General features: G+C 66.9%; 11 protein-coding genes. 4 read left to right on the top strand and 7 right to left on the bottom strand.

All coding sequences use genetic code 11. The features are described 5' to 3' along the window. Positions 1 to 8: 8 nt before the first annotated feature. From U9983_RS21315 to U9983_RS21305, 3 genes are all read left to right on the top strand, one after another. Positions 9 to 782 carry an InlB B-repeat-containing protein gene (locus U9983_RS21315; RefSeq protein ID WP_322755718.1) on the top strand — a complete coding sequence of 258 codons (774 nt, stop codon included), beginning with the start codon at positions 9 to 11 and terminating at the stop codon, positions 780 to 782. A 67-nt stretch (positions 783 to 849) separates the two neighbouring features. After that, on the top strand, positions 850 to 3,087 hold the full coding sequence (locus U9983_RS21310) for a PKD domain-containing protein (RefSeq protein ID WP_322755715.1): 2,238 nt from the start codon (positions 850 to 852) through the stop codon (positions 3,085 to 3,087). Between the two features lie 91 nt (positions 3,088 to 3,178). Then, complete coding sequence (locus U9983_RS21305) at positions 3,179 to 4,564, top strand: hypothetical protein (RefSeq protein WP_322755714.1); 1,386 nt, start codon at positions 3,179 to 3,181, stop codon at positions 4,562 to 4,564. Positions 4,565 to 4,909: 345 nt separating this feature from the next. Here the strand turns inward: U9983_RS21305 and U9983_RS28010 are convergent, their stop codons facing one another. From U9983_RS28010 to U9983_RS21270, 7 genes are all read right to left on the bottom strand, one after another. Further along, the gene (locus U9983_RS28010; RefSeq protein WP_416211467.1) at positions 4,910 to 5,143 is read right to left on the bottom strand and encodes a hypothetical protein; all 234 of its coding nucleotides are present in this window, start codon (positions 5,141 to 5,143) and stop codon (positions 4,910 to 4,912) included. A gap of 314 nt (positions 5,144 to 5,457) precedes the next feature. Beyond that, positions 5,458 to 5,958, bottom strand: coding sequence for an excisionase family DNA-binding protein (locus tag U9983_RS21295; RefSeq protein WP_322755717.1), 501 nt, complete (start codon positions 5,956 to 5,958; stop codon positions 5,458 to 5,460). Between the two features lie 237 nt (positions 5,959 to 6,195). After that, positions 6,196 to 7,266: a type III polyketide synthase gene (locus U9983_RS21290; protein WP_416211468.1), complete on the bottom strand. Its 1,071-nt coding sequence runs from the start codon at positions 7,264 to 7,266 to the stop codon at positions 6,196 to 6,198. 347 nt (positions 7,267 to 7,613) lie between these two features. Continuing rightward, entirely contained in the window at positions 7,614 to 8,480 is an 867-nt protein-coding gene (locus tag U9983_RS21285) for a UbiA family prenyltransferase (RefSeq protein ID WP_322755711.1), read from the bottom strand. Continuing rightward, positions 8,477 to 10,936, bottom strand: coding sequence for an ATP-binding cassette domain-containing protein (locus U9983_RS21280; protein ID WP_416211466.1), 2,460 nt, complete (start codon positions 10,934 to 10,936; stop codon positions 8,477 to 8,479). The genes U9983_RS21285 and U9983_RS21280 overlap by 4 nt, the downstream gene beginning before the upstream one ends. Before the next feature lie 176 nt (positions 10,937 to 11,112). After that, a complete protein-coding gene (locus U9983_RS21275; protein WP_322755710.1) occupies positions 11,113 to 12,708 on the bottom strand; it encodes a dynamin family protein in 1,596 nt (531 codons plus the stop codon). Then, on the bottom strand, positions 12,705 to 14,465 hold the full coding sequence (locus tag U9983_RS21270; RefSeq protein WP_322755709.1) for a dynamin family protein: 1,761 nt from the start codon (positions 14,463 to 14,465) through the stop codon (positions 12,705 to 12,707). The genes U9983_RS21275 and U9983_RS21270 overlap by 4 nt, the downstream gene beginning before the upstream one ends. A 186-nt stretch (positions 14,466 to 14,651) precedes the next feature. Here U9983_RS21270 and U9983_RS21265 point away from each other — a divergent pair, with 186 nt between their 5' ends. Further along, positions 14,652 to 15,326, top strand: coding sequence for a response regulator transcription factor (locus tag U9983_RS21265; protein WP_322755708.1), 675 nt, complete (start codon positions 14,652 to 14,654; stop codon positions 15,324 to 15,326). Positions 15,327 to 15,335: the final 9 nt, after the last annotated feature.

Below are 15,335 nucleotides of genomic sequence, written 5' to 3'. Positions count from 1 at the left end.
CGTTCACCCTGAAGGTTTCCATCCCCGGCGGGGGCGGCAGCGTGACCGGGAACGGGGGAATCGACTGCCCATCGGGGTGCACCGCCCCTTACGCCGCCGGTACGCAGGTGACGCTGACGGCCCACATCAACGGGGGCGATTTCGACGGTTGGTCGGGTGTGCCGGGTTGTTCGGGGGGCTTGACGTGCACGGTGACGATGGACAAGTCGTACGACGTCACGGCCCAGTTCACCGAGCAGGTGACGGTTACCGTCAACGGGAACGGCAGCGTGTCCGCGGACGGGGGGAGCTTCTGCAACGGGGGTCAATGTAGCCGCGAATATAACGCTGGTACGCAGGTGACGCTGACGGCTGCGGCGGCATCTGGTTCGGCGTTCAGCGGCTGGTCGGGCGACTGCACCGGGACCGGCGCATGCACGGTCACCCTGAACCAGCCGCGGAACGTCACGGCAACGTTCGCCCAGCAGGACCAGCCGCCGACGGCCAAGCTTACCTGGAGCTACTACAAGAACAATCCAGCGGGTAACGGGTACGATCCTGTCGATGCCCTTCTTGACGCATCGGGATCTTCGGACACCGACTCGACGCCGATCCGGGACTACAGTTTCGATTTCGGCGATGGCAGCCCCCGGACGACACCACAGGCTGATCCGCGGGTGACCCACACTTATCATAATGACGGCACTAAAAAATACGCTACATATTATGCGACGGTGTACGTCACTGATACTGCCGGGAAGACCAGTTCGGCGCAGGTATCTATTACGGTGATTTGCTGTTGATCGTTCTTCCGGATAAGGGCATGCGGTGACGATGATGGCGCGATCGGGACGTCACGGTCCTGCGGGAGTGGCCCGCCGGAGCCGGGGGCGGGCGGCCCGCTGGGTGCCGGTGGCGTTGGCCGGCGTTGTTGTGCTCGGTGCGTTGGTGGCTGCCGGTTGGTTGGGGGATGTTCCGGCGCGGTCGGTGGCGTTGGATGACGGGTCGGCGTGGTTGGTGTCCTCGGTGGGTCAGGCGGCGTTGGTGGACGGGTCGTCCGCGCAGGTGGTGGCCCAGGTGACGGTGCCTTCCGCGGGGTCGGGGGCGCTGGCCGCGACCCAGTCGGGGGCGGATGCCTACGTGTCGAACACGGCGGACGGGAGCGTGCGGCGGGTCGACGGTGCCACGTTCGGCGTGTCGGGCGGCGTCCGGTTCGCCAATCCGGGTGAGCCGCTCGCCGTCTATGCCGGGCGGCAGGCGGTGTTCGCGATCGGGGAGCGGACCGGTTCGGTGAGCACGGCTGATCCACGGACGTTGCGGAAGCTGCGGGACGATCAGTCGTTGGCGGCGCGGATACCGGCGGGCGGTGCGCTGGTCGATGGTGCGGGCCGGCTGTGGGTGGTCGACGGTGATACCGGGAAGATCGTCCGGCTGGATGCCGCCGGTCGCCATGATGTGTCGGGGTCGGTTGATCCGGCTCGTTCTACGCTGGTGCCGATCGGTGACCGGGTGGCGGTGGTTGACCTCGGGATGCGGACGGTCCGCACGCTCGGCGATGGCGGCGTTTCCGCTCCGGTGGCGTGCGTGGATGCCCGGGCGGGGGACAACACGGTTCGGGTGGCCGGGTCAGCCGCGGGCGACCATGTGTATGCGGTGTCTGGCCAGCGGGGCGTGCTGCTGGTGTCGAATCTGTCGCAGAACTCCTGCGAGAATACCGTTATCGACCTGAAAATGGCGGGCAATGAATTGGGGGCGCCGCGGGAGGCGGCAGGGAAGGTGTTCGTCCCGAATCTGACCACGGGTCAGGTGAGCGTGGTCGATATCGCCAGTCGGAGTGTGGCCACCAAGAAGGTGTTGGATCCGCCGGCGCGGTTCGAACTGGTGCCGCAGGGCTCGTTCGTATTCTACAACGATCCGGCGACCGCCAGAGCGGGAGTCATCCGGCTGGACGGGTCGGTTCGGGAGATCCGCAAGTACGACTCCAGGAATCCGGGCGCGGGTGTGGTTCCAAGCGCCGGTTCGGGGAACCAGACGGCACCCACGCCCATCCAGCCGCCTGTTACGCCACGGCCGACGGCGTCGCCGACTGGTCAGCCGCCCAAGGGGGATGTGCAGATCCAGGTGTCGGCGACCGAGGTCATCGTCAATCAGCCGGTGGCGCTGCGGGTGGTCGCGACGAACGGCGGCATCGTCGCTTCCGTGACATGGACGTTCGGCGATGATGCGCCGGCCTCCGGCGTTCAGGTCAGTCATTCCTGGCCGAAGCCCGGTGTCTACACCGTGCAGGCGTTGACCCGGCTCGCCGACGGCCGCCAGGCCACCCCCACCGCCACGATCACCGTGGTCGCCGACACGCAACCGGTGGTCCCACCGACGCCACATCCCACGGACAGTCCCGAGGGACCGCCCGTCACTCCGACCCGTACCGCCACCCCGACTCCGACTCCGACGCCCACCCCCACGCCAACCACCACACCCACACCGACCCCATCGCAGACGCCCGCGCCTGGAAAGCCGGTCGTATCTGTGGCGCTGGTCGGCAACGGCCCGAAGACAACCGCAACCGTGACCGCGGCCACCACCGGCGGGCTGACAGCCACGGTCACCCTCACCGTCACCCCACTCAATGCAGGGGAAACCGTCACACCCAGCGGACCCAGCAGCTACACCGGACCCGTCAGTTATTCCGCCACCCTCACTACCTGCGGCCCGCGTACTTATACGGTGACTGCCACCGGCCCCGGCGGACAGACGACGTCCACCGTCTCCTTCGGCAAATGCCCACCCCCCGACCGTCCTGGACAGCCCTATACCGAAAGCTACGTTCGTAATCCCGACGGCACCAGTACTGTTCGACTGCACTGGTCTCCGCCCGACTCAGTGCAGGGCGAAACCGTGGCAGACTATGTGGTGAGCTATTATGACGTTTTCGGCAACGTGGTTGGACGTCACGTCACCACACAGACCACGGACACATTCGACGCGCAACCTGGCTGCCCCGCGGGCGCGAATGCAGCTCACACGGAATGGACTGTGGTCGCGCGTAACTCCAGCGGTTCTGGGCCGCCAAGCGACGCTGATGAGGATAACCGCTGCCGGCCACAGTAGGAACAACGGCCTGCGCAGTGGGGCGCTGATCCAGACCGTGCGGCTGACACGTAGGTGATTCCCCGGGGCTGCGATCAACGAGGAGGGTCGGATGCGGGAGGCGTCGATACGGTCGCAGAGCCCGTCAGGGCGCCATGAACCGGCGCGTCCGGGCGGCGTGCGTCCGCAGCCCGCTCTTCCCGTCGCCGAGGCGCTCCTGCGCGTGCAGCGATCCGCCGGGAACACCGCCGCCACCCTGCTCATACAGCGCAACTGGACCCAGGACCACTCCGACGAGGTCGCCAGGCAGATGAACGGGTCCGACTGGAACCGTGATGGAGGCCCCTGGTGGTTACTGAACGGACACAACCCTGAGGGCCTCGTGGCCATCCTGCGTCGGATGGGCGCTGCTGCCCGAGGCCGACTGGCCGCGCATCCCGTTGACGGAGCCAGGTACGACAAGCCCCGGCTCGATCTTGCTATGACGCTTGCGGCGCGGAGCACGACGAGCGTGGGCCAGGTGAGCGGCATGGACGCCATCCGCAATGCGATCGCCAAAAAGATCACATTCGCGGACTGTTGGGCGACGCTGCTCCGGATGTCCTCCGTGACGCGGATCGCGTTGTACCGGCAGATGACGGGTGCTGAACGCCAGGAACTGCTCGAAAATGTCGACGCCGCACCGACAAGGGAACAGCCGAGGCTGGAAGGGGAACTCGCCGGTCTGGTCGGGCCAAAGGCGGAAGACCTGCTGCTGGAGTTCACACCCGACGCCGGTGAGATCACCGAGATCATCAATGGGAGTCCCAGGCGCCAGCCAATGGGCGAAATCCGGGTTCTGCTGAAAGGCGCGCCGGTGATGTCCGTACCGGCCCGCGGCGGCCCATGGCAGCCGCATCCGGATCCAGACAACCCCGGCCACACCTTCAACCCGACCACGTCCGGTGACCACACGCTCAGCTCAGGGCGGGCCATCGTGACGACGTCGTGGTCCTTTTCGCAGCTCGCAAATGGAACCCCGATCCGCGACACGGGCAGCGATATCGAGTTCCAGCGCGGCGGAAAGTGGACATCCGTACAGAAACTGAGCGAACCGCTCGACCGGCAGGAGATTCTCAAATTATCGACCGAAGCTCTTATAACAAGGGACCTGAGGCAGAACAAGCTGACCCCTGTCCAGGCTGAAAACGAGCGTCGGATGTTGACCAACACCGGCAGGGTCCGACCGTTGCCACCCGAGTGGATGATCAACGATTTCGGCAAGGAAGGCTTCCGCATCGACGGTACCGGGGGTGACATCATCCACACCACTCCAACCACCGATGACGCCAATGCCACCCTCGTGCCGGGGGCCCTGAAGTTCTCGCATGGTTGCGTGCACATCCTCGCCCAGGACCGGCAGCGACTCATCGAGAAGGGCTTCCTGCGTGGGGGCGTCCGCATCCGTGTCCACCCGTATGATCCCACACGCATCAATCAATGGGGCCCGCCACCGTAGGCACTTCCATCCCAGGCACTGAAAGATGGCACATAGAAATCGCCGGATCGGCGGCGATCATTGACGCGCCTGTGCCGTGATCGGCGTGAGTTTGTTGGTAGGTACGCTTTTCGGCCCGCTGGGCGTACACAGCAACAAACTAACGCCGATCTTGCAATGGCAGACGCATGGTCGCCGTTCGGCGGAGCTGCGCCACACTCCGGCGAGTCACCCATGGTTATCTGATCAGCGATCAGTCGTCACGGCCTGTCGCTGTGAGCAGGCCTTCGTAGGTGCGGCGGCGTGGCGGCGTGGCGGGTGGGCTGCGAGCCGATTTTCGCTGAGCCGGCGTGGCTGATGGTTGCGCTACAAGGCGGCAAGATGCACAGCAACCCAAGAACGGAGTCGCTGCACGATCATCGGATGGGTCTCGAGTGTTTCGATGCGGTCGCGGAGAATTTCCGGATCGACGAGTCGTTCGTGAACCAGGGCGTCGGCGAACGCGAAGTCCTTCGTTCGTCCGGCTACCAGCTTGGACACCACGCAGTCATGGGGGTCCAGGCAGTGTCCTCGTCCCGGTGCTGTATTCGGCGTTTCCACGATGATTATGCGTTCACGCCATCCTTCGGACAGTACGGCTGTTGAGACGCTGACGCCTTGGGCGTATTAGCCGAATGTTTCATGAAAGGGTGAAAGTTCGCCGATCGCACCGTCGACCAGATCCGCCTTCGCCTCGTCGACATCGTCGACATCGTCGAAGAAGGCGATGTCGACCTCGATCGATGCTGTCGCTTCTTCCGGCAGTCAGTCCTCGGGAATGGCCCCGAGAACCGACTGGCTGCCGATGACGAGAATCTCGGGATCAGCGGCGATACTTGGCGCCGCCCTGAGTACGTGCTCGAGCTGTTCGCGTCTCACGCGGTGCGCTCGCGGTGCCACCAGGAACGGAATGCGGCCAGGGCCGCCTGTCGCTCCTGCTCGGACAGCACACCGGCGAACGGCGAGTTCTGCCGAAGCTCAACAGCCTGTGGCGACCGCGACACCAGCACGTCGAAGACGGCCTCGGTCCCCGCGTCCAGCGCTGCCTGCCACTGGCCGAGCCAGCGTGCCGCCATGCCGGTCGGATGTATCCGCTGTAGTTTCTCCAGATTCGCTCGCGCTTTGTTCAAGGTCCCGTCGGGGTCGAGCACCAATCGGCCCGCCACTGCGCGGTGCAACCACAACCCGCGTGCCTGGTCACGGGTCAGCGTGCCGCCGGCGAAGGCCTCGACGTCGGTACGGCGAAGTCGCCGATGGCTGCCCACCGTCTCGAACGGCACCATCCCGCGTCGACATAGATCAACCACGTGTTGACGGGACGTACCCAGCAGCATCGCGGCCTGCCCGGTGGTCAGCCACGCCTGTCCGACCGTCATCACGCTCACAGCAACAATGATCTTTGTTATCCCCAAAAAACGCAAACTGATCGCGGCGGTCACGGCCCAGGGCGGCAGGATTTTCGACCCGCCTGTGCCATGATCGGCGCTAGTTTGTTGGTAGGTACGCTTTTCGGCCCGCTGGGCGTACACAGCAACAAACAAACGCCGATCATGCAATGGAGTCGATCATGCAATGGTAGTGATCGTGTAATGGTAGGCGTTCGGGGTAGGCGTTCAACGTGCTCTCAGGAGCATGTTCCACAGGGTCAGACCAGGGCCGAAGGCCATCGCCAGCACGGGGTCCCCGGGGCGCAGCTGCGCGTTCCGCCGAAGCTGCTGGAGAACCAGCGGCACAGTCGCCGACGAACAGTTGCCGCGGGTGTCGAGGATCTCGTGGCTCGCGGCGGTCTGGTCGGCGCGTAACCCGAGTTTCTCCGCCACCACGTTCACGATGCGTGGTCCGCCGGGGTGTATCGCCCATCCGGCGACGTCGTCGACGTCGAGCCCGTGTCGGCCCAGGAGTTCCCCGGCGGCCTTCTCGACATGCCGCGCCAGCACGTCGGGCACCTTTGCAGACAGGCCCATCCGGAAGCCGTGGTCGGTGACCGTCCAGGTCATCAGGGACGCCGATGACGGGTCGGTGACGGACTCGGTGTCGATGACCTCCAGGCCTCCGTTGACATCCCCTCCGCTGGCATCCGGTTCCAGGACCACGGCGCAGGCCGCGTCCCCGAACAGCGCGTGCGCGACGATCTGCTCGACATCGCGCTCAGCCCCGGGACCGAACGGCTGTACGTGCAGCGACGGCAGCTCGACGCACAGGACCACCGCGGGTCGTCCCCGCGCACGCACGTAGTCGGTGGCCGTCGACAGCGCCGGCAGCGCCGCGTAGCAGCCCATGTGGCCGATGAAGAGCCGCTGGGTGGTGGGCGGCATCCCCAGCTCGGCGGCCAGCGCGATGTCGAGGCCAGGGGTTGCATAGCCGGTGCACGAGACGACGACGAACAGTCCGACGTCGGCGGGATGCAGGCCGGCGTCGGTGAGCGCGTTGCGCACCGCCTCCCGGCCCAGCGGATGGGCCGCGCTGACATACCGGCGCATCCGGGTGCCGGTGGTCCATTCGCTTGCGTCCTCGACCCGGGGATCCACCACACCGTGACGGGTGCTCACGCCGCAACCGAGAAAAATCCGCTGGGCGGTCCGATTGTTATTGTAACGGTGAGCGAACACTTCGTCCCACAGTGCCTGCTGGCCCATCGGCGGCGGGAACGCGGCACCCTGCCCGGTCAGCACCGCCGTGTGCATCCGGTTGGTGGTCGTGATTTTCGGTACGGGGTGCGGCCGTTGTCGAGGTGGCCGGGCCGTTCGAAGGAGCTGCGCTGACGGTTCCGGCCCGATGATGGTGCCCGGGTTCGTTCGTGTCTGGCTGGACATCCGGCTTTACCCCTCCGTACACCGAGCACAAGGTAGAGGTTCTACGTGTCCTTTTCATAATGAGTATCGGCCGTCGGATGATGTTCGCCTGTTGGCGATTTCGTTGTGTCTGATACAAGTCACCGTCCGGCATCGATTTCAGTCGGGCCGGGGCTTGACATTCGAACCGGTTGCGACCGGCTGGTGGTTCCGGGCTGTTGCGCTGGAAGCCGGTGTTTTCAGACCAGGTTGGGTCCGGCCGCCACCAGCAGCCCCACATCGGCGAGCGCGACCACGAGGATGACGCGAAAAGCCCCACGTCCGACCGGTGGTGGATTCCCCCGGTTGGATTCGTTCACCAGGACCGCGACGACGGCGACACCGGTCACGGCGAGCCCCGCGATCGCCGTCGGACCGACCGATCCCGGGCCGAAAGCGATCACCACGGACGCGGCCGCGAGCAGTGTCACGGCCAGCCACAACGACCAGCGCGCCCCGACCCGGTGCGGCACACCGCGCACGCCGGCACGCAGGTCGTCGTCGAGGTCGGGCAGAACGTTGGCGAAGTGCCCCCCGCAGCCCAGCAGGGCGCCGGCCAGCAGCAGCCACCAGGCAGGCATGGGATGGCCGGGTAGGCCCAGGACGATGAAGGCGGGCAGCAGCGCATAGGCGATGGCGAACGGAATCAGCGACGCGGCCGTGCCCTTCACCCCCATGTTGTACAGCCAGGCCAGCGCGACCGCGATCAGGTGCGCGGTGGCCGCCCGCCACCCGGACAGCAGGGAGAGGGGTACGCACGCCACCAGGGTGACCACCGCGGCGAGGCCCACCGTCCGGGCAGGCAGGGCGCCGAGCGCCACCGGTTTGTCGTCCCGCCCGCTGGATGCGTCCCGGACCCGGTCGAAGTAGTCGTTACTCCACCCGACCGAGAGCTGGCCGGTCCCCACGGCGAGGGCTACCGCGACGACACCGGCCACCGACCGTCCGCTGGAGGCCGCGAGCACGGTGGCGATCAGCGTGACCGCCGCGGACGGCTCGGGATGGCTGGTGCGTGCGAGGTCGCCCGCGAGGTCGCGGACGACGGCGTGACTCATCGCGTTACTCATGATGACGAGGTCTTTTTTCTCATCGACAGCGGGCCCCGCCGAGTGGACACCTTGGGATCGAGACGCCGTAGTAACAGGGCGCAGGCACCCACCGCCAGACACCCGACACCGACACCCGCCACGATGTCGGTGATGTAGACGTGACCGGCATGCACCCACAGCGGATCGACCGGGCCCCGGGAGAAGGGGGCGTCGCCGAGTTTCACCACGTCATTGAGGTCGGCCGAGGATGCGATCGCCGCGTAGCCCCAGCGGGCCGGCATGAGATAGCTGAGCTGTTGCAGACCCAGTTTGCCTTCCAGCGGTACGAGCCCGCCGCTGAAAACGACCTGCGACATGGTGGTCATCACCAGCAGCGGCATGGTCTTGTCCGCATTGTCGACCCAGGCGGAAATCGCCAGGCCGAGCATTGCCGACGATATAGAGATCATGGTCACCGCCAGGATGACCTCCAGCATGGGCACGCTGAGCGCGACCGCCTGGCGCGGTGTGCGGTTGGTCATTCCTATCATCGTGAAGACGATGCTCTGCAGCGTGGTGATGATGACGAGGACGACGACCTTCGACCCGAGGTATGCCGTGATCGAGAGGCCGATGGCCCGCTCTCGCCGGTAGATCGCCTTCTCCTTGACGATCTCCCGGATCGAGTTCGCCATTCCCATGAAGCACGCGCAGAGCACAACCACGAGGAGCAGCATCTGCGCATCGACGTTCGGTATGCCGTTGGGCAGCGGGTCCAGGCGGTGCGGCGCCGGTCCGACCCGGGGGAGTATGCCCAGCAGGAACGGAAATGCCACGATCAGCCAGAGGTAGGAGCGGTCCGAGGTGATGACGCTCAGCTGGCGGCGGCTCAGCGTCGCTATCTGGGAGAAAAGGGACTGTTGCCGTGCGCTCGGCAGCGCCGTCGGTATCGGGCGCGCGGGCGGTGCCGTGACGGACGCCGGGACGAAGTATTCGGAGTTCCGGAACCGATCCGCCAGCTCGATAGGTGAGGCGGATTCCAACATCTGGAAGACGTCCGGCCACGAGTTCTTCCCGAGGAAGGTGAGGGCGCTTTTCGGCGGGCCGAAATAAGCGGTACGCCCGCCCTTGGCAAGCACAAGAATATAGTCACAGATATCGAGCTGTGCAACACTGTGGGTCACCACCACGATGGTTCGACCACCGTCGGCCAGCGTCCGCAGTGCGCCCATCACGTTCTGGTCCATGCCGGGGTCGAGGCCGGAGGTGGGCTCGTCCAGGAACAGGAGCGTCGGTCTGGTCAGCAGTTCCAGCGCCACACTGGTGCGTTTGCGTTGCCCACCGGACAGGTTCTGCACAGCGACATCCGCGCGCTGGTCGAGCCCCAGTTCACGGAGAACCTCGTCGACGCGTTCCCTGCGTTCGTCCTTTGTGGTGTCCGGAGGGAAGCGTAGCCGCGCGCCGTATTCCAGCGCCTTGCGGACCGTCAGCGTGGTGTGGAGAAGGTCATCCTGCGGGACATGCCCGATTCGCCGGCGTAGTTCGCTGTATTCGGCGTACATGTCCCGGCCGGCATAGCGGACGGTGCCGTCGTCGGCCGGTCGGAAACCAGTCAGCGCGTTCAGCAGGGTCGACTTGCCCGAGCCGCTGGGGCCGATGACGGCCAGCAATGCCCGCCCAGGTAGTCGGAAGCTCACGTCATGCATGATCTGCATGTCCTTGACGAAGACGTTGAGGCCGTCAGCCTCGAAGGTGACGTCCCCGGAGTCGAGATATTCGACCAGCGTGTCGCCTTCGAGCTGGAAAAGGTGATGGCCGACGGCGATGATGTCGCGTTGGGCGACGGCCTCCCGGCTGATCTTCCTGCCGTTGAGGAATGTCCCGTTTGCCGAGTCGAGATCGACGACATGTACGCCGCTCTGGCCGACGAAAATCTCGGCATGGCGTCGGGAGGCGAGCAGGTCGGCCACGACGATGTCGTTGTCCCGGGACCGCCCCATCGACATCGTCCCCCGCCGGAGCGGGTAGGTGTTGCGCCGGCCGTGTTCGCGTTCCAGCCTCGTTATACCGTTGGCCGCGGTGGTGGCCGTGGCAGTGGCGGCGGCGGCGACCGCCTGCCGGTCGCGTTCGTACTCGGGGCTGCCGCGCCAGACCGTGGACATCTCCGAGCGCGGATCGAGCTCCGGCTGTTTCGGGATGTCCGCCACGACCGGCAGCATCACGAGTTCGGGGCCGTCGAGCGCGCCGAGCCGGAGCCGTACCTCCCCTCGCACGGCGACCTGCTGGACCCGTTCTCCGTCCACCCAGGTTCCGTACGAGCTGACGTCCTTCGCGGTCCATTCAGAATCGGTGCACGTAATTTCCACGTGGCGGCGCGAAACCTGGCGGTCTAACAGCACCAGGTCGGATCCCTTCCCCCGACCCACCACAAAAGGGCGATCACCCGTTATGATCACTTCCCCTATACTGCTGACGATTCTCAGCGGCGTTGACACGCTGTTCCCCCTTCGACCGTGCGCCGCGACTCCGTGCGGGCGTGTCCGCACCGTCCGGGCCAGATGCCCACTACCTGATATGGCTATTATGATTCTACCCGTATGACCGAAATGCGGCCGATCGACGAGATTCGTGCGGTGTCCAGCATGGCACAGCGCAGCAGGCCGTCTGTCGGTTACGGTGAAGTCCGCCGGTCGGCCGGTCGTGCGATGCCATCCCCGGTGAGCAGGCCTTCGCAGGTGCGGCGCAGCGTCGCTGCGGCGCGGCGCAGCGGGCGGGAGGCGAGCCGGTTCTCGCTGAGCCTGCGGTAGCGGTCGAGAGTAGTGAGCAACGCGGCTCGGATGTCGTCGGCGGGGGTATCCGGTGGCAGGCCGAGCCGGGCGGTCACCTCGCCGCCCGCAGCGCCCAGCAGCAGCTCGATCGCCTCCCGCTGGTCGTCGTCCACGTCGACCTCGCCCAGACGCAGATCACCGAACAGCTTCAGTTCGGCCAGCGCGTGGGCGCCCGCCTCCAGGCGTTCCCGGCGGGTCCGTAATGTGTCTGCCGACGGGATCGGGTGGGCGTCGAGCACGGCGTCCAGGCGGCGCAGCGCGGTCTGGGCCTTGAGGACGTCGGCCCGTTCGGTGAACTGACGCTCCAGCAGTGCCCGCAGTTCGGGCAGACCGCTGCGGTGCTCAAGCTCCGCGACCAGCCCGGTCGCGTCGGTGACCAGCCCCGGCCGGATCAGCGCAACGGCGATCTGGACCCCGGCGAGCCCGAGCCGGCCCAGCAGCATGGAGCGATCATCGACGGTCGCCTCGATCCGCGGGTTCGCCGCGCGGAAGCGGTCCACCGACAGCAGCAGGGGGACACCGTCCACCGTCGGCTGGCCGGCGACGGACGCCAGGGCCGCGAACTCGCGGTCACCGAGCCACGTGCCGCACTGGGCGAGCAGACCCGCCACCGGCACGACCGTCTGCACCAGCGCCCGAACCCGGGGGTCGCGGCCCATGCCCGTGGTGACCCGATGCGCGAGGTCGATCGATTCGGCGTTGCCAGGCGCTATCTCATCCGCCCGGGACAGCACACCGATCGCGTGCGCCGGGGCGGTGTCGCGCAGTCCGGTCTGGCGGAAGGACTCCAGAAAGCTCACGTCCGCGGCGTGTAAATGCCGCATCAGGTAGATCACGGCGTCCGCCCCGCCGTGGTACCCGGCGTCCTCGCCTGCCTCGCCTGCCTCGCCGGACGGGTCGTCCTCGCCGCCCGACGGCTCGCCGGCTGGCAGCAGAAATGCGTGGCTTCGGCGTGACACCTCGGTTGACAGCGATGCGATACCCGGGGTGTCGATGAGCGTGAGGTGGCGCAGTTGCTCGCTCGGCAGCTCCACCCGCAGCCGTTCGACGTCCTCGGCGGCGTACGGCCCCAGGTCGATCCGGGCGCCGCCCGGCCCTCGGAGCAGCCCGACCTCCACCGTGGTGGCGGCACCGCTGACGTCCGACCTGCTCCCGGGCCTGCGCTCAGGTCGCAGGTCCGCCCGGGCCACGTGGCGCGGACCATGGTGGTACCAGGTCACCACCCGGGTGCACTCGCCGGCGTCCGTCGCCGCGATCTGTTCGCCGACCAGTGCGTTGAGCAGGGTGGACTTCCCCGCCTTGACCCGGCCGGCGATGGCGACCCGTAACGGACCGTCCAGCCAACGCAGCTCTCGGCGCAAGAGGGCTTCGGCCGGACTGCCCCGGTACGCCTCGGCGGCGTCGGTCAACAGCGCCTGGACATCCGAGCGCAGGGTCACCGGTGCTGCCCTGCCAGGAGCTCCAGGCGGTTGATCTCCGTGTTGAGCTCGGCGAGTCGCCGTCGGCTGCGGACATCGGTCGCCTTGATCTCAAGGGCAGCCGATTCGAGGTTACGTCCGGCCGATGTCTTGAGCTCGGCCGCGCGTTCGGTGAAGACGTTCCCCAACTGGTGGTAGATGTCCTGCTGGGCGCGCCGTGAGTCCGTGTGCGCCGCCTGCCAGGCTTTCTGGAGGTAGTCTTCCCCCGCGCGTTTCGCCTCTGCCCGATGGGCTGAAAGCTGATTCTCCCGGGACGTACGTAGCGTACGTTTTGCGACCACGAACATGACCGCCCCGCCGACCGGTGCCACGATCGGGGCGAGCGAGAGCCCAGCGAGAGTCCCGAATGCTGCGAGCAGGTGGATGGGCATCATGCCGATCGCGCCGCTGCGCAGGGCATGAGTCCAGCGCGCCCCGCGCCCGTCGGTGCGGAATTGAGGGTCTGCGCCCTCAGCCGCCGGCCGTCCCGACGCCAGCGAGGCCAGCGAGGCCAGGGAGGGGATCGCGGGCAGGGCATTGGTGGCCGTCTCGTCGGTCTGGAAGACGCCGGCAACCTGCTCGGCCAGCGCGTCAGCTTCTGTTCTCAGCATCGTCCGGTGCGCCATGAGCTCGCGGTTGGCCTGTTCGCACAGCCAGGCCCGCAGTTCGTCCCATCCCTGCACCAGGTCATCACTGGTCGCCACGCGCTGCCTGAACGCGCCGGTGACGGCCTGCAGCCGCTGATTGAGGTCGTCGTCCACCCGTCGTTCCAGGTGGGTGTTGCCGTCCCGGAGAATCCGCTGCCACCTCGCCGCCGCCGTGGTCATCGTGTGGGCGCGTGCTTCGGCCGCCTCCAGCCGGAGCCGCAGCGTATTCCTGACGGCCGGATCGGCACGCGCGGCCCGTTCCACCACCAACTCAGCCATGATCTGGGCGAGGGCGTCGCGTGCTGCCTCATCCGCGTCACGCCGCGCCTGCACCCGACACTGCTCGACGAGCGCGGAGCGGATGTGGCCGGCGAACGCCGGATAGCCCGATTCGGCGTCGACTTCGGGCACATCGGCGCGCAGGCCGTGGTCGCGCAGCGGCGCGGAGAGCGGAAATACCGGTGCCTCGATCCCGACCCGGTGCAGATGCCCGCGGTCGAGGTCGAGAATGCGTCGCCATTCGGGGTAGAAGTCAATCTTGGTCAGGGCGCAGACGACGACCGGACAGTGCTGTGCCGCCCCGCGCAGGAAAGCCAGCTCCGGCTCGGTGTACTCCTGACTGGCGTCCGAGACGAACACGACCGCGTCGGCATCGGAGACGGCTCGCAGGGTCGCGGCAGCGCGAGCGTCGGTGAGGCCGCCGTTCACCCCGGGCGTGTCGACGATTATCAGTCCGGACGCCAGAAGTTCATTCGGGACGCCGATCTCCACGCCGCAACCGGCCGACTGGTCGATCACGGTTTCCGTGCGGGCGGGCGCGTGCTGGATCATTGTGGGCGCCATGGTCGCCCCGATCGGGTCGACTGCGCAGACCTGCAGGTTCAGCAGCGCATTGACCAGCGAGCTCTTTCCCTTCTTGAACTCACCGACCACCACCACCTGGCATGACGTCGCGGTCAGCCGCGTGCGTTCCCGGGCCAGCCGTGCCTGTAGGTCGGCGCGCCGGTGCCGGCCGGCCTCGCGAATGACCGCATCCAGCAGGGACGTGTCCAGCAGCGACGCCTCCGGGGGGTCGGCTGCGACGGCACTCACAGGCACCTCACTGTCATCTCATAGATCTCCGTCCGGTACGTGCGGGCCACGCCTGACCTGCATCTTGAGTCAGTCTTGAGTGCCGATTGAGTACAACGTGAGTGCGCCTTCGCGCAATGAGTTCTTCTTGAGAGCGATGTGAGATACCTGGTCCTGCCGGTCACGCGAAGCATCAGGGGGATAGCCATGAGCCGACCGATACACGTCCTGCTCCATGCCAGTGACCCGATCACCCGGGCTGGTCTTGCTGCGCAGCTTGCGGGCTGTCCGGATATCGATCTCGTTGACGCGGGCCCGGGCCCCGCCGCCGGCCTGCCGCCGTCCTGCGGCGGGGACACGACGGTCGATGTCGCGCTGGTCGATGTCGCGCTGGTCAGCGTCGACACCGTTGACAAGCGGACGTTCGACCTCATCCGCGGTCTGTATCAGGCCGGAACGCCGGTGGTCCTCATCGTGACCGATCTGGATTCCGCCGATGTGACGGCCGTGGTGGAAGCGGGTATCACGGCGCTGATCCGGCGCGCCGGCGCCACCCCGGATCAGGTGTTGGCCGCGATTCGCGGGGCGGCCAGCGGCGAGGGTTTCCTGCCGCCCGACCTCCTCGGCGGGCTGCTCAGCCAGGTGCGCCACGTCCAGTGCCAGGTGCTCACGCCACGTGGTCTCACCCTGTCGGGCATCTCCGAACGAGAGCGGGACGTGCTCCGGTTGGTCAGCGAGGGGTGCGACACCCGCGAGATCGGTCGGCAGCTCTGCTACTCCGAACGCACCGTCAAGAACGTCCTCCAGGACGTCACCCGCCGGTACGGCCTGCGTAACCGGTCCCACGCGGTCGCCTACGCGCTACGACAGGGTCTGCTCTGACCGGACACT

It is taken from the genome of Protofrankia sp. Cas3 (genome assembly GCF_963555955.1).
In the GTDB taxonomy this organism is placed as follows: domain Bacteria; phylum Actinomycetota; class Actinomycetes; order Frankiales; family Frankiaceae; genus Protofrankia.
The sequence above is the reverse complement of the archived record's forward strand: the minus strand, read 5'-3'. Positions and strand labels throughout refer to the sequence as shown.